The organism is Streptomyces sp. NPDC086080, assembly GCF_044540255.1.
Taxonomy (GTDB): domain Bacteria; phylum Actinomycetota; class Actinomycetes; order Streptomycetales; family Streptomycetaceae; genus Streptomyces.
In genome coordinates, this window is sequence record NZ_JBITRU010000050.1 from 1 (window position 1) to 18,468 (window position 18,468).

Genomic DNA, 18,468 nt, shown 5'->3' on the forward strand with positions numbered 1-18,468 from the left:
CCAACCACTGATCATCCGAAAGGTCCCCACGCCCCACACCGAGATCATCACGGCCTGAGGCGTGTTCAAGAGCTCAGTTCCAAAACACGGCCTAGCGCGAAACCGCGTTCGGCGAAACGCACGTACCGCTGCCAGGGCCCGGTCGAGGGTCCTCTCCGTGGGCGTGGGTTCCTGACCAACCGATCCCACCGGTGCCGGCCTGGGCCCGGCGTACCCAGGCCGTACTCCGCGCCGGCGTCTCCACCACGCAGGCAGGTCCAGGGAGCAGCAATCGCCGACGGCACAGGTCTCTGCACGAGCCGACGGAGGCCCGTATCCCTCGCCCGGAATCCACCGACACCAGAGAGAAGACATATTTTTACGACGTATCAGACGTGTACTGCCCGTCCTCGCGCTCTCCCTCACCCTGAGCCTCACGGCCGTCGGCACGACGAACGCCGACGAAGCCCCGGACCACGACGCGCCCGGATCCGCGAGCCCCGCTGCCGGCCCTGATCCGGTCGATCCCGCGGCCCCCGCAGCGACCCTGCAGACCGCACCCTTCACCGCCGGGCAGTCCTGCACCCACGTTCCCGCCGGTACGGACCCGGCGGCGCCCGAGGCCTTCACGACGTGCGTGAGCGTGAAGAGCAGCCCCGCCAAGGCGGCCGCCGTGCCCCGCACCCGGGCGATATCCGTTCCGGCCGCGCCGGACACCATCGCCCCTGCGGGTCCCACGACCACTCGCGCGACGAAGGCACCGCGGGCGCGCGAAGCCTGGCCGCGGAGGCGGACGAGGCCGACGACCCGGCCGGTGACGGCCTCAGCACCGAGTTCGAACCCGACGCCGACGACCCCGAACCCCCGGCCCCCACCTGCCAGGTCACCAACCCCGGCACCTGGACGTGGAGCCGCACCGGCGGCATGTGCCTGAACGGTGCCGAGGTCACTTACCAGCTCCTCGACTCGAAGGGCGGGGTCATCGGGACCGGCCTGATATCCGTCAACTCCACCCTCAGCACCTCCTACAAGTCTCTCGACATCAACGAGACGATCACCGCCAAGCTGATCCGCGTCTCCGGCGACGTGCACAGCCTCACCCTGCGCATGCAGGTCGGCTGCGGCACCGGCTGCACGACGGTGACCAAGCAGCCCTGGTACGCCAAGACCCTGTCGTACGAACAGGAGGTCACCGGAAAGACCAAGTACCTCGGCGACCCCTTCGCCACGGGCACCACCCGCGCCTCCTTCCAGACCAACTACGCGATGTACGTCACGATGCCGGGCGCCAACCCGATCGACTCCAGTGCGTCCTGGTCCAGCCCCACGAGCGGCAAGATCCGCTGTGACGCCGAGCAGCCCCGACTGCGCGGCTGCGTCATCCCCACGAACGACCCGCCCGTCCTCAGCTATTCACGCTCGCACGAGAAGTACGGGATCGTCGTCCCGATCTACGAGGAGATCATGCGGCGCCGCGGTACCGACATCCTGCACGCCGTCGACCTGGCCCAGGCGACAGCCAACCGCAACGCGACCTGCACCCCGTTCACCAACCTGTACCCGAACACCCGCGGCGCGGACAGCTGTGACGAGTTTCCGCCCGCCAGCACCAGGGAGGGCGGTCAGGCCGGCAGCCTCTGCGCCGAACTGACCCCTCAGGTCGTGAACAACGTGTGGTCCGCACCCGCGACCTGGCCCAACCGCCCGACCACCGGCACGGAGACCTGCCTGCGGCTGCACATAACCCAGCGTGCCAACAGCTCCGCCGGAGGCGTCCTGGGCTCCCTGCGCAAGTACCAGCGCCTGGTGACGGACGACCCGTTCCGTATCGAGTTCACCGCCTGAACCGGGCACCATGAACCGGGCCCCCGCGTTGTGCCGCGGGGGCCCGGCAGACACGATCCGGCAGACGGCGCCGGTGCACGGGACGGAGGCAGAACATGGCAACGGACACGTTCGACTGGGCGGGTGACCAGATGTGCGTCACCTTCACCCGGGGCCTGGACCCCGCCGAGGTGTTCACCCGCTACGGCGCCGACCCGGCCCGTTCCCGCCCGCTCGACGCGGACGCCGCGTCCGACCTGCCCACCGGCCAATTCGCTGCCGGAGCCGTGTCGCTCCTACGGTCCGGAAGGCTCGGCGACTGGACCTTCTGTGTCGAGGAGGACGGCGTCATCGGCTCATGGCCCGAACTCCTCGCCGCGCTGTCCCGTGGCACCGAGACCTACAGCGTTCTGTCCACCGAGGGCCTTGCCGTCTTCCAGCACTGGCGCGACGGCCAGTGCCTGGAGAACTTCGAACCCGGCCTGGAACAACCCCGGCCCGAACATTCCAGTCCTTGGTGGGACAGGATCCAGCAAGCCCTGGCCGAGCGTGAGGGCTTTGGAATGGCCTCCGTGGTCACCCTCGTCCTCGACCACCTCGGCCTCACCCTGAACGACGCGACCATGGCCGCCCCCTGGCCCACCCTGACCGTCGCGGAGGACGACGCCCCGACCGCACCGCGCGGCGACTCCTACGCGGGCGAGGGCCCGGTCCCACCGGGCGCCATCGAGATCCTGTAGGTCCACGGCCGTCCCTGCCACCCCGCGTCCACCAGAAGTCCGAAGCGGGCTTCAGCTCCCGGTACGCAGTCACCCCACCGGCTCGACGGACCGGAGGGCCACGGGACGGGGGCCTCCCTGACCGGCGAGGGCGATGGTCTGCAATGGGTTGTCCCGCTGCCGGTGGGTTTCGATGCCCGCGCCATCGGAGTGCGGCCGTGCCGCCCTCCCCTGGACCACAGCCCAGCCACCGCCTTTCCCGGCTCAGGACGCGCGACAGCGCCTGGAGTGCAGGTTCTTTGTTGACAGCACGACAATGTCTCTCGCCTGTGACGCACAGTGCACCTGGTGCCCGCCGTTTGCCCGCCATCTGTCCGATTCTGGAATGGACGTGCCCGCCAAATTCCCGCTTTGATAAGGCGATTGAACCGCAGAGGGGGCAATGAGGCTGTGGGCTCCTGCCGACTGTCGACTTCCAGGACTGTGAGGAAGTCACGCAGCGCATTGACGCGCGTTCCGGGCACCGTGACCGCCGCTGGTGCCCCGGTCTGGGTTGAAGTCCGGAAGAGCGAGGAGAACCCCCGAGGTTCCTCGCCCCTGGCCGGCAACTCGGGCGTAGGGGATGCGAACCGGGGATTGCGGGAACACAGACCTCGAAATGACCGCCGAGGGTGACCGCGTTGAGTACGACATGCCCACGGACATCTGGGCGGAGTCGGTGAGTCCGTCAACGGCCGGGAGCACGTCCCGGTCGAGATCCGGACACTGAGGAGCCTGCCACCGACTCGAGATGCTGATCCCCTCTTGAACCGGACACCCATGCCGCGCTCCGCCACAGTCCGGCCTGACCACCGACAACCGGCCTCACCATGCCCTCATCACAGCCACGCCCCGACAACGTGACAACGCCTGCTAGGAGATCTTCGTGACCGAAAGAAAGACCCGCGCGGTGCGGGGGACAGCGCTGCTGACCGCCATAGCCGCGGCCGGGGCACTCACCGCGACAGGCCCCGCGCGGGCCCTGGACGGTGAGGCCGTCGCTGAAGGGCAGTACGCCTTCACCGCCTATGTGGAGGTGGGCGAGGAGCGTGCCTGTACGGGCGTCCTGGTCGACCCGCAGTGGATCCTCACGGCGAGCAGCTGCTTCTCCGACGACTCGGCGCAGGCCTTCCCCGTCCCACCGGGCGCTCCGCAGGTGCCGACCACAGTGGTCGTCGGCCGCGCGGACCCGACTGCCACCGGCGGCACGTCGACGCAGGTCGTGGAGATCGTGCCGCGACAGGACCGCGATGTGGTGATGGCCCGGCTGGCCCAGCCGGTCACCGGCGTCGACCCGGTGGTGATCGCCGACACCCCGGCCGCACAGGGCGAGTCGCTGCGCATGCTGGGCTACGGTCGCACTCGCGACGCCTGGGTGACCGACCGGCTGCACTCCGGCTCCTTCACCGTGCGGGAGGCCCCGACCGGCACCACGGTCGACGTGGCGAGCGGCGGCGGCACGGTCTGCCGGGGCGACGCCGGTGGCCCCGCGCTACGCGAAACGGACGGCACGGTCGAGCTGGTCGCTCTCAACAGTCAATCCTGGCAGGGTGGTTGCTACGGCATGGATGCCACCGAGACCCGTACTGACGCCGTCGAGGCGCGGGTCGACGACCTCGGCACCTGGGTCAAGCAGGTGCGTGCCTTGCCGCAGGAGTCCCAGACGGTCTCCGGGGACTTCAACGGCGACGGCAGGACGGACGTCGCCGGGTTCTACGACAACGGCACCTCGCTTGAGGGCAAGAACCGCTCCTCTCTCTACACCTGGCTGAGCAACGGCACCGGCTTCCAGGCCCCACAGAAGGTGTGGAGCACGCCCGGCGGCTTCACGTGGTCCAGCAGCAAGGTGACGTCCGGCGACTACAACGGGGACGGCAAGGACGACATCTCCGTCTTCTACGACGGCGGCCAGGCCGCGGACGGCAAGAACATCTCGTCGATCTACACCTGGTACAGCACCGGCACAGGCTTCTCCGCGGCGAAGCGCACCTGGACCACGCCGGGCGGCTTCACCTGGGGTAAGAGCAAGGTGGTGTCCGGGGACTTCACCGGCGACGGCAAGAGCGACATCGGCGTCTTCTACGACCGGGGCCTCGGCACCGACGGGGTGACCCGCTCGGCGCTGTTCACCTTCGCCGGCACCGGTACGACCTTTGCCTCGCCGAGCCTGAAGTGGGAGAGCTCCGGCAACTTCCGTTGGACCATGAGCACACCGACCGCCGGTGACTACAACGGCGACGGCAAGGACGACGTGTCGGTCTTCTACGACACGGGCACGGACGTCGACGGCAAGCACCACGCGAAGGTCTTCACCTTCTACGGCACCGGCTCGGGCTTCGACGCGATCCAGACCACCTGGGCGCCTACCGGCGGCTTCACCTGGTCCAACGGCAAGGTGGCGTCCGGCGACTACAACGGGGACGGCAAGGCCGACATCGGCATCTTCTACGACCGAGGCCTGCGCGAGAACGGCAAGTACGGATCGGCCCTGTTCACTCTCACCAGTAGCGGATCGGCCTTCTCCTCCGCCCTGAAATGGGACAGCACCGGCAACTTCGAGTGGGCTCGCAGCCAGTTCACCTCCGGTGACTACAACGGCGACCGCAAGGCCGACGCCGGCGTGTACTACCACCTCGGGGAGACCGTCGACGGCCGCACGACGGGCGGTGTGTACACGTGGCTGAGCACGGGCAGTGCGTTCAGCGCCCCGGCAGCCCGTTGGAGCGGTCCGGTCAGCTGACCGCGGCACGGTAGTACGGCGGTACCGCCGTACCGCCCGAGCGGCCGTGCCCCTGCGGGGCCCCGTACCTTCCGGTACGCGGGCCCCGCGTCAGTACGCCCGGCTGGGCGATCGCTTGGAGGTGAAAGTCCTCTGGGGAAAGGAGGTGGCTGCGACGGGCGTGTCACCAGGGGAAACGCCGGTACGGGAGGGCGCTGTACGAGGGCGGGACCCGGTGCCGGAGCTCACTCCGTGAGCGGGCAGGTGAGGGGGAGGACGCGGTCGGTGAGGCGGGCGGTGAGGTGGGTTTCGGTGGGGCTGGTGTCGGTGAGCCAGTCGAGCGCCGTCAACTGGTCGATCAGGGGGAGTAGTTCACCGGGGGGTAGGGCGACCTGGTCGGTGAGGCTGTCCAGGGGGAGGCCTTCGCCGTCGGGGCCGAGGTGTCCCTCGGGGGTGGTCCGGGTGGCCAGTGTCAGGGCGAGCAGGCGGGTGGCGGCGGGGGCCTTCTTCTTGCGGAGCTTCTTGTCCGAGACGACCCGCTGGGCCCAGCCGGAGAGCTTGGGCCGTGTCTTCCTGCCGAAGGTGAGGGAAGGCTCCGCGCCGGGTGTGAGGGAGGGCACGGTGATCGGGGTGGGGTTCTCCGGGCGGGAGGCGAGCAGGTCGGCCACCGTGCCGGGGATCTCCAGCCAGCCGCAGCCGGTGAGCGTCTCGAGCAGGTCCTCCGGATCGGTCAGGCCCAGTCCGGTGACGTCCTGGCCGACCAGGTTGCCGGTGCCGGTGTGCGCGGTGCGCAGGGTCAGCATCAGCACCAGCAGCCGTGCCTCCGGTCCGGGCAGCGGCGTGTGCGCGGCCACGTGCGCCAGGACGGAGCGCGCGTACCCCCACTGCACCGGTACGGGCAGCAGGCGCGCCACGCCCGGTTCCTCGCCCTCCGGGACGCAGCCGGTGCGGTGCGCGTGCTGCCGCCGGATGACGGCTGCGGCCTGCTCGGCCCGCTGCGCCTCCAGCCGCAGCGTGACGTCGCAACTGACGTCGGACCAGGTGAGGAAGGCGCGGGCCTTGCGTTCCTGGAGGTCGGCCAGCACCGACAGGTCGGGTTCGGCGCGCTTCTGGTAGGTGCGGAACAGCCGGCCCAGTTCGACGAGTTCGTCCCGCAGGGATACGGGCCGCAGGTCGTGCGGGATGACACGCTGGGCGACCCTTCCCTCCGGCCGACGGCGCTGCCGCGCGGGTACCGGACGGGGCGTCGGAACTCCTGCCACGGTGCTGACCTGTTGGTCGGAGAACTGTGGCGCGCCGGTGCCTACGCCCGCCGGTGCGGGCACCGGGCGGCCGGGGGGCCGGGACGTGGACGGCTGGGAGGTGGCCGCGGTCTGCGCTCCGGGCGTGGCGGCCGCGCACCGCGAACAGCACTCCAGGGCCTGCCACCAGCGTCCCACCCGATCGTTGATCACCGCCAGGACGACCGGTCCGCCGCACCGCCAGGACTGTTCGGTACGTGTGTGCCTGCCGGTGTCGGCCAGGTGGGCGCCGCAACCGTCGGCCCGGCAGGCGCAGTAGGCGTCGGCCCTGGGGGTGGGGTCGGCGCGTAGGTGGGCCTTCAGATGGGCGACCGCGGCCGTCCGGCCCGCCGCCGCGGAGGGCAGACGCTGCTCGGCACAGGCGGGTCGGCTGCACGAGACGCGCACCTCCGCGCTGCCCCGGCCGACGGGGTCCAGACGCACGGTCCACCGGCGTCCCGGCACCCGTTCGTCCAGCGGGCTCCCTGCGGCGGCCTGTGTCATCCCGTACTTCCTCCGTCTCCCGTGTCCTGGATGCCTCCGCCGCTTCCCGCCGGGGGCGTTGGGGCGGTGAGACCACCGTATGCGGCACGGGGTGAAGGAGGGGGAAACCGCGCAGAGTGACGGCTTTCGGGTGACAACGCCGTCTGTTTCGGTAGCTGCGCGGGAGGCGGGGATTGTCTGATGCCCCATCGTGATGTGCGGGTGTGCAACCCCGTGTGGATGCCGGCCGTCTGTAAGGCGCTGGAGGGATGAGCCGTCGGTGCTTTTCCGTAAGCAGATTGGGGATCAGGTGGGGAAACAGGTCTGGAGAGCCGTCGTGGCCGGTGGTGCGGCGGCGGCGTTCACGGCCGTGGCCGCGGTGCCGGCCGGGGCGGCCGAGGGCGGGGTCTCGTTCTCCCGTGTCAAGGTGAACGGCGGAAAGCCGATCGTGATCGGGGTGTCGAAGGAGGTCGCGGTGCCCGCCTCCTTCCGGATGGCGACCACGCGCCAGTGGAAGTTCCCTGCGGTGTTCCTGTACCGCGGTGGTGCGGGTGCTACGGGTGATCGGCTCTGGCACGCCATCGAGACGAGCGACTGCATCAGGGTGAGTTCAAGCGTCTGCGACTTCAACGAGACGATGTACTTCGACCCGAGCGAGTGGGACATGCGCAACAGCGAGGCCGGGGCCTGGAAGGTCGGGGCCGAGGTGCACTTCAAGGGCGGCGGTGGTGACGTCGACGCCAAGGGTCTGACGGTTTACGTCAAGCGCGACTCACACCTCACCGTCAACGCCTCGCCGGAACCGGTGTCCAAGGGCAGGACCCTCACCGTGACCGGAAAGGTCACCCGGGCCAACTGGGAGACCAGGAAGTACGGCCGCTACGGAGGCCGCCTGGTGAGCCTGCAGTTCAAGGCCGCCGGTACCGCCTCCTACACCACGGTGAAGAAGGTGTACGCGAACGGCTCGGGTGTTCTCAGGACAACCGTGAAGGCATCCAAGACGGGTACGTGGCGCTGGGTGTACTACGGCAACACCACCACCGGGTCGTCGGCATCGTCCGGGGACTACGTCGTGGTGAAGTGATGTCCGCGGTGCCGGCGGGCTGGTGGGAGCCGAGCCCCCGCCGGTAACGGCTGCGACGGTGGGGGCGTCGGGTCCGCCGCGATCACGGCGGACCCGACGCCTTGCGTCCTGGCCGACCGCGACCGTGCTTTCCCTCCGGCCGTCACCCGCGGCCCCCTTCCGTCCCCGGACGGCGAAGGGAGCCGCGGCGCGGGCACCGCACAACTCGGGGGCCGCAGCGGCGGCGTGGGCCGCGCGCAGATCGGGGGCGTCGTCGGTCTTGCCCTCGTGCAGCGCACGCTCGTCGGGAAGGGCTCCGACAGGAGAGCCCTCATCGGCCCGAAGGTCTTCCGGAGTGCGGCGGCGAAAATTGCGTGGCCCGCCCCTCCCTCCTTCCCTAGACTCACCGAGCAGGCGCCGCCCGCACAGGGCAGCGCATCCATGACCAGTGAGGGGAGACGGCCGTGCGCGACCACGCCACCGCAACCGCTCCCCGTTCCCGGTCCCGTCGGTCCGTGGTGATCCTGGTGTCTCCGGCCGTCCGGTGCCCGCTGCGCGCCCGGCACCGGATGCCCTGACGCACGCCTGATCGTCGGCGCCCCGCACACCGGGGACGTCCGACGCCGTGCGCCGGGGACCCATCGCGCCGCCCTTTCCCGGATCATCCGAAAGGCCACGGGCCATGCGCACCGACCCACTCGCCACCGTCCGCAACCTCGGCATCCTCGCCCACGTCGACGCCGGCAAGACCACCGTCACCGAGCGGATCCTGTACGCCACCGGCACCACGCACAAGCGCGGTGAGGTGCACGACGGCACCACCGTCACCGACTTCGACCCGCAGGAACGCGACCGGGGCATCACCATCTTCGCCGCCGCCGTCAGCTGCACCTGGGACGGCCACCGGATCAACCTCATCGACACCCCGGGGCACGTCGACTTCGCCGACGAGGTGGAGCGCGCGCTGCGCGTCCTCGACGGCGCGGTCGCCGTGTTCGACGCGGTCGCCGGTGTGGAGCCGCAGAGCGAGTCGGTGTGGCGGCAGGCGAACCGGCACGGTGTGCCGCGCATCGCGTTCGTCAACAAGATGGACCGGGCCGGCGCCTCGCTGGACGCCGCCGTCGCCTCGATCCGGGAGCGGCTGCACCCCGCACCCCTGGCGGTGCAGCTGGCGATCGGTGCGGAGGACGGCTTCAGCGGTGTCGTCGACCTGCTCGGCATGCGGGCCCTGAACTGGACCGACGAGGGTGAGGCACGCGCTGCGGCACCGGTGCCGGAGGAACTGCGCGAGGAGGCGTACCAACGGCGCCGGCTGCTGGAGGAGGCCGTCGCCGAACTGCATCCGGGCGCGCTGGAGGAGTTCTGCGACACCGGCACGATCGGCACCGGCACGCTCACGGCCGCCCTGCGGGACCTCACCCGCGACGGTGACGCCGTCGTCGTCCTGTGCGGCTCCGCCTACCGCAACCGCGGCATCGAACCACTGCTCGACGCCGTACTCGCCTATCTGCCGTCGCCGCTCGACGTGCCGCCGGTGCGCGGTACGCACGACGACGGCACCGAGCGCCGGCGGGCCGCCGACCCGGCGGAGCCACTGGCCGCCCTCGCGTTCAAGGTGAACGCGACCGCCACCGGACGCCTGACCTACCTGCGCGTCTACTCCGGGACGATCGAGAAGGGAGACACGGTGTGGGACGCCACGGCACGCCGTTCCGAGCGCGTCGGACGCATCCTGCGCGTACAGGCCGACCGGCACGCGCCGCTGGAGCGTGCCGTCGCCGGGGACATCGTCGCCGTGGTCGGACTGAAGTCCGCCCGCACCGGTTCCACCCTGTGCGCGCCCGGCGCCCCGCTCCTCCTGGAACCTCCGGGTGCGGCCGAACCGGTCGTCTCCGTGGCCGTCGAGGCGCTGAAGGGCACGGACACCGGACGCCTGGCGTCGGCACTGGCACGGCTCGCGGAGGAGGACCCCTCACTGGTGGTGCGCACCGACCCGGAGACGGGCCAGACGGTGCTGTCCGGCATGGGGGAGCTGCATCTGGAGGTCGCGGTGGAGAAGATCCGGCGTGATCACGCACTGGGCGTCAACGTCGGCCGCCCCCGGGTCAGTTACCGGGAGACCGTCGGCCGAGGGGTGACCGGGTTCGTGTTCCGGCACGTCAAACAGGACGGCGGGGCGGGCCAGTTCGCCCACGTCGTCCTCGACGTCGAACCAGTCGAACCAGTCGAACCACTGGACTTCCTGGACTCCCCGGACTCCGGCTTCGTGTTCCGCTCGACGGTCGTCGGCGGGCGCGTGCCGCAGGAGTACGTCCGTGCCGTCGAGGCGGGCTGCCGGGACGCGCTCGCGGAGGGGCCGCTGGGCGGGCATCCGGTGACCGGGCTGCGGGTGACGCTCACCGACGGGTCGACCCATGTGAAGGACTCCTCGGACACCGCCTTCCGCACCGCCGGACGCCTCGGACTGCGGGACGCCCTGCGGGCCTGCGCGATGGTGCTGCTGGAACCGGTGGCCGAGGTGACGGTCACCGTGCCCGAGGACGCGGTGGGCGGGGTGCTCGGTGATCTGGCCGCGCGCCGAGGACGGGTGTCCGGCTCGGTCACCCGGGCAGGCGCGACGGTCGTCACCGCCACCGTGCCGCTCGCCGAACTCTTCGGCTACGCGACCCGGTTGCGCAGCCGCACCCAGGGCCGCGGCACCTTCACCACCCGGCCCACCGGCTACGCCCCCGCACCGGCCCCGGCGCCCGCGCGGTAAGGCGTGAACGCGGCCCCTTCCGGTGGGAGGGGCCGCGTTCCGGCGCGGCGGTGGGCGCGGGCGTCCGGTCCGTGCCCACCACCACCCCGGTGCCGGGGTCAGCCGTCGCCGTTGAGCATCGCGGCGGTGAGGACGTGGCCGGCCACACCCCAGCCGCCGTCGGCGACCTCGTCGACGAGCACGACGGTGGTGGCGCGGGCCCGCTCCCCGTAGATCTCCACGTACAGAGCGGTGGTGCGCTCGATCATCTTCTTCTTGTCCTCGGCGGTGAGGGTGCCCGCGGGGACCTTGAAATGGGCGAAAGGCATGTCTCTTCCTTCTGTCGAAAGGATCGGTGCGTGATCCGGACGTCCTACGGAACCCGTGACGCGGGTGCCGCCGCGCGGACACCCGCGTCACGGCGGGGCGGCACGCGGTGCGGGCAGAGGCTCACACCATGCCGCCGTTGGCCCGCAGGACCTGCCCGTTCACCCAGTGCCCTGCCGGGCCGGTGAGGAAGGCGGCGACCCGGGCGATGTCCTCCGGGCTGCCCAGCCTCTCGAGCGGGGCGGCCTTCGCGAGCCGGTCGATCTCCTCGGGTGTCTTGCCGTCGAGGAACAGGTCCGTGGCCGTGGGCCCGGGGGCGACGGTGTTCACCGTGATGTCCCGCCCCCGCAACTCGCGCGCCAGGATCAGCGTGATCGACTCGACGGCCGCCTTGCTCGCCACGTACGCGCCGTAGGCGGGGAACCGCGTTCCGACCACGGAGGTCGACACGCCCAGGAAGGAGCCGCCGGAGCGCAACCGCCGGGCGGCTTCCCGGGCCACCACGAAGGTGCCGCGGATATTGGTGCGGTGCACCGCGTCGAGCACCGCCAGATCGAGGTCGGCGATGGACGACAGGGCGAGGCGGCCGGCGCAGTTCACGACGACGTCCACGCCACCGAACTCGCGCTCCGTCCGGTCGAACAACGCGGCGACCGCGTGCTCGTCCGCCACATCCGCCCGCACGGCGACCGCCCGCCTGCCGCCCGCGGTGATCGTCTTGACCGTCTCCTCGGCCGAGGCCGCGTCCCTGGCGTAGTTCACCGCCACGGCCAGTCCGCTCCGGGCCAGTTCGAGCGAGACCGCGCGGCCGATGCCGCGGGAGCCACCGGTGACGACGGCGACCCGGGGGAGTGCCGGTGTGGAAGGGGAAGGGGAATCGTTGGTACTCATGTCCTCCACCATCCGCCGTGCCGGCCGGCGCAACCAGGGGATGTCATCCCCTGGGCCGGTGTCCCGGCGGAGCGGACAATGGGGGCCATGGGTTCAGCGAAATACACCGAGCTGGGGGCGTTCCTCCGGTCGCGGCGGGACCGTATCCGCCCGGCCGACGTGGGACTTCCCGCCGGGCCGCGGCGCCGGGTGCCCGGGCTGCGCCGGGACGAGGTCGCCCAGCTCGCCGGGGCGTCCGTGGACTACTACAACGAGCTCGAACGCGGCGCCGGATCGCAGCCGTCGGAGCAGATGATCGCCGCACTGGCGCGGGCGCTGCGCCTGACCGCCGACGAGCGCGACTACCTCTACCACCTGGCGGACCGCCCGGTGCCGGCCGCGGGCAGCGCGGCCTCGCACGTCCACCCCGGCATGCTCGACCTGCTCCAGCGGATGCCCTCCACACCGGCGCAGGTCATCACCGACCTGCACGTCACGCTGGTGCAGAACCCGCTGGCGGTGGCGCTCCTGGGGGACCACTCCCGCTTCCGGGGGGCGCGGGCCAGCTTCGTCCACCGGTGGTTCACGGAACCCGAGGCCCGGAGCGCGTACCCCGAGGCCGACCACGCGACCCAGTCCCGTGCGTTCGTCGCCGACCTGCGGGCAGCCGCCGCCCGGCGGAACGCCAAGGACGCCGAGGTCACGTCGATGATCCGGGCGCTGCTGGATGCCTCGTCCGAGTTCGCCGCACTGTGGGCCGAGCACGACGTGGCCTTCCGGCGCGACGACCGCAAACGCATCCGGCACCCCGCGCTCGGTGTCGTCGAGGTCAACTGCCTCAATCTGTTCAGCGAGGACGGCCGCCAGCGCCTGCTCTGGTTCACCCCCGCCGCGGGCACCGACAGCGCCGACCGGCTCGACCTGCTCGCGGTCCTCGGCACCCAGGACGTCGTCGACTCCGCGCCCTGACACCCCCCGCCGCCGTGCCGGGGGACTCCCACCCACGGGATGACATCCCCTGGTTGCCCCCGCCGCGCGCAGAAACACTGAACGGGCCGAAGCCACCTGCTTCTCAAGCCCTTCAGGCTCTGCGACAAGGAGTTGCCCATGCAGCGGCGGACAGTCCTGCTCCTCGGCGCCGCGTTGGCGGTGTCCCCGGCCGTCCAGGCCCACGCGCATCCGGACGACCCGCCCACCCCCGGTGGCACGTCGCCCGTGGAAGGGCCCTACCGCGACGGCTGGCGGCGACTCGCGCCGATCGCGAGCGGCCCCCGGCAGGAGCACAGCGTCGCCGCGGTCGGAGACAAGGTCTACGTCATCGGCGGCATCGTCCCCGAGGCGTCCGGCGGCATCACCACGACCGGACGGATGGACGTCTACGACACGCGCCGCGACACCTGGTCGGTCGCGGCCCCGCTGCCCGTCGCGATGAACCACCCCAACGTGGCGGTGGTCCGCGGCCGGATGTACGTCCTCGGCGGGCTGTCCGGCGGCTCCGCGTGGCAGGCCCTGCGCGACTGCTTCGTGTACGCGCCGCGCGCCGACCGGTGGCACCGGCTGCCACCCGTGCCCGCGGGGATCGAGCGGGGGAGCGCCGCGATGGGCGTGCACGGAACGAAGATCTTCCTCGCCGGCGGCATGCGCGTCCTGGTGCCGGGTGCGGGCGGCCTTCAGGACACGGTGGACACCGTGTCCGCGTACGACGTCGTGACCGGCCGGTGGGAGAGCCTGCCGAGCCTGCCCCAGGCGCGCGACCATGTGGGCGGAGCCGTCGTCGGCGGGACGTTCTACGTGCTCGGCGGCCGGGACCGGGGGCAGGTGAACGTACGGGACACCGTCTACGCCCTCGACCCGCGCGCCCGCCGCTGGTCCGAGCGGGCACCGATGCCCACCGCCCGCGGCGGCATCGCCACCGCGGCCGTGGGCACGAGGATCTACACCTTCGGCGGTGAGGGCCGGCACGACGGCAGCAACCCGAACACGGTGTTCGACGAGACCGAGGTCTACGACACCGAGCGCGACCGGTGGCAGCGGCTGGCTCCCATGCCGGTGCCGCGCCACGGCACGGCCGCCGTCGCCGTCCGCGGCACGATCCACCTTCCCGGCGGCGGCGTCCTCGGCGGCGGCGCCCCGGTGGATGTCAACGACTCCTACCGCCCCGCCCACCGGTGAGCCGCCGCTGACACCGAAGGCCCCCGGGGTACGCGGAGGGCGCCGCCGTCCGTGTCGCCCGACGACGCGTCGAGCGACACGGACGGCCGAGGTCACCCACGCGGACGCCCGCGGCCGGGCTCCGGAGCCACCGCAGCCCGGCCGCGGGTGTCAGGTGGCGGGCAGCAGCGCCCCCAGGGCCACGGAGGTGGCCGGATGACGCGTCATCAGCGCCGTGCCCGACACCGCGCCCGACGGAGCCCGTCCGGCCGGCGGGGCCCAGCCCGCGTCGCAGCCCAGCAGCCGCGCGACCGCGTCGCACGCCGCCGGATGTGCGGCGAGCAACGCCACACCGGCCGGGACGGCAGGATCGCCGGACCGCGCCCAGCCCTCGTCGCAGCCGAGCAGCCCCGCCACCGCGTCGCACGCCGCCGGATGGGCCGTGAGCAGGGCCGCACCGCGCGGGACCTCGGCCACGGGCTTCGCCCGGGAGGCGGCGAACGGATCCGTCTGCGGAATCCGCCACGGCGGTATCCACGCGTCCAGAGCCGCCAGCCGGCCCGGGAAGATCCGCCCCGCCTCACGGATCAGCAACGGCGCGAGATCCGCCGCCCCCGCACGCAACGTCGTGATCAGCAGCGGCAGCCACGGCAGCAGCACCGCGTCCGGCAGCCGCCCGAACGCGTTCGACACCGCCTCCACGACCACGTCCGCCAGTCCCGGCACCGGCTCCAGCGCGTGCACGAAACCGCTGAGGTAGCGCGGGTAGGCGGGCACCACCAGCGGATTGTCCAGCAGCGCGTCGCACCTCTCCCGCAACTCCGCCCGGGACAGAGTGCCCAGCTGCACCTGTGCCGCCCACAGCAGAGCCGTCTTCGCCGGGTCGTCCGGATGCGACTGGGCCACCGCCAGCTCCAGCTGTGTCCGGTCGCAGCCCAGCGACAACGCGAGGCTCTCCATGCTGAACAGGAAGCCGAGCATCGCCGCGACCTGCCCCACCGTCGCGTCCTCGTCCCGGAACGCCGTCGGCAGCAGCGTGCAATAGTGCGCGTACCCCGTCGTGACGAAGGACTCGATCCAGGCCGGCAGCACCGGCTCACTGGTGCGGTAGTACGCCAGCAGCGCACGCGCCCGGCGCAGCACCTCCGGCGCCCCGTCGACATTGCGCTCGGCGGCCAGCACCTTCAGCGCGTGCGTACCGAGCTCGTCGGCGAGACGACGGCTGTCCAGATACAGCAGCGTGTCCTCGACCGCCGCCAGCACCGTCGCCGTGGTCGACTGCGGCCCGTACGCGTCGCGCCGCAGCCGCTGCTCCAGCACCTGTTCGAGGCTCACCCCCTCGTAGCCGAGCTCGATGAGGGCCCGCTGATGGGTGCCGAGAGCCAGGTCCCAGGACTCCTGGATCGACCGCTCACCCAGCCGCCGCTCACCCATGATCGGCCGCGCCGCGCCGGGCGGCATCAGCCGCCGCAGCATCCACAGGACGTCCGAGCACGCCTCGAGCTCCGGCCGGGACGTCATGTCCAGCAAGGCCCGCTTCACGCCCCGCTGTTGCAGCTTCAGCCCCAGCGGTTCCAACCGGTCGTACACGTCGCGGGCGAGCGGCGGCAGCGCCTCGTAGCCCACCTGCCCGGTCCGGTCGCCGCCCATCATGATCTCGACGAGCCGCCGCACGTCCCGCCGCCCGGGGACGCTGTCCTTCTCGATGCAGGTGACCGCCGCGTCCTGGAAGTCGTACGGCGTCGGCTTGGCCCGGTCCCGCATGCCGGCGAGCAGGATCGACGTCTTGAACACGGCGATGGCGTCGGCCGTGGAGGCGAGGTAGCCGCCGCGCCGGGCCGCCCGCACGATGTCCACCGACCAGCCGAGCAGTTCGGCCTCGTCCAGGGAGTCCAGCACGGGCGGTCGGCGCAGGAACCCGGACAGCCTGTCCTCGCCAACCGCGGACACCGGCACCGCGGCGGGCGGGGCGGCGGCCGCCTTCTTCCCGGGTTTCTTCGTCCCCGCCTGGCCCTCCAGCCGGTACGGCTTCACCCGGGTCCGCTTCAGGCTCTTCGCCCACTCGGTCGCCGCGATCGACACCGAGCCCGCCGCGAGGCCGAACTGCGCCTCGATCGCCGCGTGACTGGACGGGATCAGCCCGTACTGCCAGCGGGTGGCGGAGCGCGGCGAGATCGTGAACGCCCCGGAGCGGCCCCGCACGCCGAACTCCTCGACCCGGCTGGCCGCGTGGAACGCGCCGCACACGTACAAACAATCCTCCGGGGCCGTGCCGGTCGCCGCCAGGTGCTCGCGCATCCGCGTCCACATGTACCGCTCGCGGTCCTCGTCGATGTGCGTCCGGGCGCTGTCACCGGGGGCGAGCCGCCGGAACAGGCTGCCTATGAGGAACATGACCTGGCGGTAGGTGTCATGGCCGGCCGCGCTGTCGCCGAGCGGCACCTCGACGTACTGATGCCACCACTCCGACCAGTGCCGCACCTTGCCGTGGCGCAGCAGATGCTCCTCCAGTTCGGCGAAACGCGGCCGCAGGTCGCCGATCCCGACGCCCACGGCCTCGCCGTGCAGCGCCGCCTCCGCCTCGGCCGGAGGCTCGGCGGGCGGCTCGGCGGGCGGCTCGGCCCCCTCCGGGGCTTCCTCGCGCCGCCTGTCCCACTGGAAGACGTGGTCCGAGGACCGGTCGACGAGGACCAGTTCCACCCCCGGCGTGTCCAGGGCGTACGCGATCGCCTGGTACTCGGCGGACGCCTCCGTGATCGGCGCGACCACCGACAGCGGCGCCCACTCCTGGGGGAAGCCGTCGAGGTCACCGGCGAACGCCTGCACCGCCACCGGCAGCCGGCAGTTGCGCAGTTCGGTCAGCAGCGGCGCCATGTCCTCGCACAGCTCCAGGTACACGACCTTCGGCTGCTTCTCCCGGAGCCGCCGGGCCATGGCGAGCGCGGAGGCGGGGGAGTGGTGACAGACGGGGAAGATCTCCAGCGGCTCGCGCACCGCCCGGTCGACGTCGTCGACCATGCCGAGCAGAATGCCCTCCAGGGCGTCCCGCCCACCCGCGAACGTGGCGGCGGCCTCCTGGAGCTGCCCGCGCAACGCGTCGAACGACGTGCTCTCCTGCGGCCCGCTCATGACAGGGTGGCGATCGCGTCGCGGCCGCCCTCCAGGAACTCGGGCCAGGAGCCGCCCTGCTCCTTGCTGCGCGGCTCGACGACCCCGTGCAGGTACTTGTTGAGGATGGCCAGGTCCTCGGGCTCGCGCCGGGTCAGCGAGCCGACCAGCGAGGAGGCGAGGGTGCGGGCGGTCAGGGCGCGTTCGCCGAAGAAGTTGCTGTGCAGGACGGCGTCCTCCAGCACACCGATCTGCTCGGCCGTCGACAGCGCCGACTCCAGCTTCTCGTCGTCGCTGCCGGCCGCGGCGGCGGAGGCGCGCAGGTCGGCGAAGCTCTCCAGCAGCACATCGAGCAGGGTCGGTGGCACGTCCAGGTCGATCGCGTGCCGGCGCAGCAGTTCCACGGTGCGGAAGCGGACGATCTCTGCCTCGCTCTTCTTGTCCGTCACCACCGGGATGCGGACGAAGTTGAAGCGGCGCTTCAGCGCTGACGACAGGTCGTTGACCCCCCGGTCGCGGCTGTTGGCCGTGGCGATGATCGAGAAGCCGGGCTTGGCGAACACGATGTTCTCGTCACCGCTCCCGCTCTCCAGCTCGGGAACGGAGATGTACTTCTCGGAGAGGATCGAGATCAGCGCGTCCTGCACATCACTCGTGGACCGGGTCAGCTCCTCGAACCGGCCGATGGCACCGCCCTCCATCGCCGTCATGATCGGCGAGGGGATCATCGACTCCCGCGACTGCCCCTTGGCGATCACCATGGAGACGTTCCAGGAGTACTTGATGTGGTCCTCGGTGGTACCGGCCGTGCCCTGCACCACCAGCGTGGAGTTGCGGCAGATCGCCGCGGACAGCAGTTCGGCCAGCCAGCTCTTGCCCGTGCCCGGGTCGCCGATGAGCAGCAGACCGCGGTCGGAGGCGAGCGTGACGATGGACCGCTCCACGAAGCTGCGGTCACCGAACCACTTCTGCGACACCTCCCGGTCCAGTCCGTCGGCCCGCTCGGAACCCAGGATGAACAGCCGGACCATCTTCGGCGAAAGCCGCCATGAGAACGGCTTGGGGCCGTCGTCGATCGACTCCAGCCAGTCGAGCTCCTCGGCGTACTTGATCTCGGCAGGCGCGCGCAGCAGGTCGGACATCAGGAAGAAGCCTTTCGTACGATGATC

Annotated in this window: 12 protein-coding genes; 7 read left to right on the forward strand and 5 right to left on the reverse strand. The window is 71.6% G+C overall.

Annotated elements, in window-relative coordinates:
• Nucleotides 1-612 precede the first annotated feature (612 nt).
• The 3 genes from ACIF9R_RS34995 (at nucleotide 613) to ACIF9R_RS35005 (ending at nucleotide 5,301) form a co-directional block, all read left to right on the forward strand.
• A complete protein-coding gene (locus tag ACIF9R_RS34995) occupies nucleotides 613-1,824 on the forward strand; it encodes a hypothetical protein (RefSeq protein ID WP_399986618.1) in 1,212 nt (403 codons plus the stop codon).
• Nucleotides 1,825-1,919: 95 nt separating this feature from the next.
• Nucleotides 1,920-2,543, forward strand: coding sequence for a DUF6461 domain-containing protein (locus ACIF9R_RS35000; RefSeq protein ID WP_399986620.1), 624 nt, complete (start codon nucleotides 1,920-1,922; stop codon nucleotides 2,541-2,543).
• Nucleotides 2,544-3,447: 904 nt separating this feature from the next.
• A complete protein-coding gene (locus ACIF9R_RS35005) occupies nucleotides 3,448-5,301 on the forward strand; it encodes an FG-GAP-like repeat-containing protein (protein ID WP_399986622.1) in 1,854 nt (617 codons plus the stop codon).
• Between the two features lie 224 nt (nucleotides 5,302-5,525).
• Here ACIF9R_RS35005 and ACIF9R_RS35010 read toward each other — a convergent pair whose 3' ends face one another.
• Entirely contained in the window at nucleotides 5,526-7,064 is a 1,539-nt protein-coding gene (locus tag ACIF9R_RS35010; RefSeq protein ID WP_399986624.1) for a hypothetical protein, read from the reverse strand.
• Nucleotides 7,065-7,353: 289 nt separating this feature from the next.
• On the opposite strand from ACIF9R_RS35010, the gene ACIF9R_RS35015 reads away from it, so the two are divergent.
• Nucleotides 7,354-8,127, forward strand: a complete 774-nt coding sequence (locus tag ACIF9R_RS35015) for a hypothetical protein (protein WP_399986626.1) — start codon at nucleotides 7,354-7,356, stop codon at nucleotides 8,125-8,127.
• 661 nt (nucleotides 8,128-8,788) lie between these two features.
• On the forward strand, nucleotides 8,789-10,864 hold the full coding sequence (gene fusA, locus ACIF9R_RS35020; RefSeq protein WP_399986628.1) for an elongation factor G: 2,076 nt from the start codon (nucleotides 8,789-8,791) through the stop codon (nucleotides 10,862-10,864).
• 98 nt (nucleotides 10,865-10,962) lie between these two features.
• Here fusA and ACIF9R_RS35025 read toward each other — a convergent pair whose 3' ends face one another.
• Both ACIF9R_RS35025 and ACIF9R_RS35030 read right to left on the reverse strand, forming a co-directional pair.
• Nucleotides 10,963-11,172 carry a 4-oxalocrotonate tautomerase family protein gene (locus ACIF9R_RS35025; RefSeq protein WP_399986630.1) on the reverse strand — a complete coding sequence of 70 codons (210 nt, stop codon included), beginning with the start codon at nucleotides 11,170-11,172 and terminating at the stop codon, nucleotides 10,963-10,965.
• Between the two features lie 121 nt (nucleotides 11,173-11,293).
• A complete protein-coding gene (locus ACIF9R_RS35030; RefSeq protein WP_399986632.1) occupies nucleotides 11,294-12,061 on the reverse strand; it encodes an SDR family oxidoreductase in 768 nt (255 codons plus the stop codon).
• Nucleotides 12,062-12,148: 87 nt separating this feature from the next.
• Between ACIF9R_RS35030 and ACIF9R_RS35035 the strand changes: the two genes are divergently transcribed.
• Together ACIF9R_RS35035 and ACIF9R_RS35040 are read left to right on the forward strand one after the other, a co-directional pair.
• Nucleotides 12,149-13,009 carry a helix-turn-helix transcriptional regulator gene (locus tag ACIF9R_RS35035; protein WP_399986634.1) on the forward strand — a complete coding sequence of 287 codons (861 nt, stop codon included), beginning with the start codon at nucleotides 12,149-12,151 and terminating at the stop codon, nucleotides 13,007-13,009.
• A 138-nt stretch (nucleotides 13,010-13,147) separates the two neighbouring features.
• Nucleotides 13,148-14,212, forward strand: a complete 1,065-nt coding sequence (locus ACIF9R_RS35040; protein WP_399986636.1) for a Kelch repeat-containing protein — start codon at nucleotides 13,148-13,150, stop codon at nucleotides 14,210-14,212.
• A 150-nt stretch (nucleotides 14,213-14,362) separates the two neighbouring features.
• Here ACIF9R_RS35040 and ACIF9R_RS35045 read toward each other — a convergent pair whose 3' ends face one another.
• Both ACIF9R_RS35045 and ACIF9R_RS35050 read right to left on the reverse strand, forming a co-directional pair.
• Nucleotides 14,363-17,320 (reverse strand): hypothetical protein, encoded by a 2,958-nt coding sequence (locus tag ACIF9R_RS35045; protein WP_399986637.1) that lies wholly within the window; start codon nucleotides 17,318-17,320, stop codon nucleotides 14,363-14,365.
• Nucleotides 17,317-18,441: an AAA family ATPase gene (locus ACIF9R_RS35050; RefSeq protein ID WP_399986639.1), complete on the reverse strand. Its 1,125-nt coding sequence runs from the start codon at nucleotides 18,439-18,441 to the stop codon at nucleotides 17,317-17,319. The genes ACIF9R_RS35045 and ACIF9R_RS35050 overlap by 4 nt, the downstream gene beginning before the upstream one ends.
• Nucleotides 18,442-18,468 lie beyond the last annotated feature (27 nt).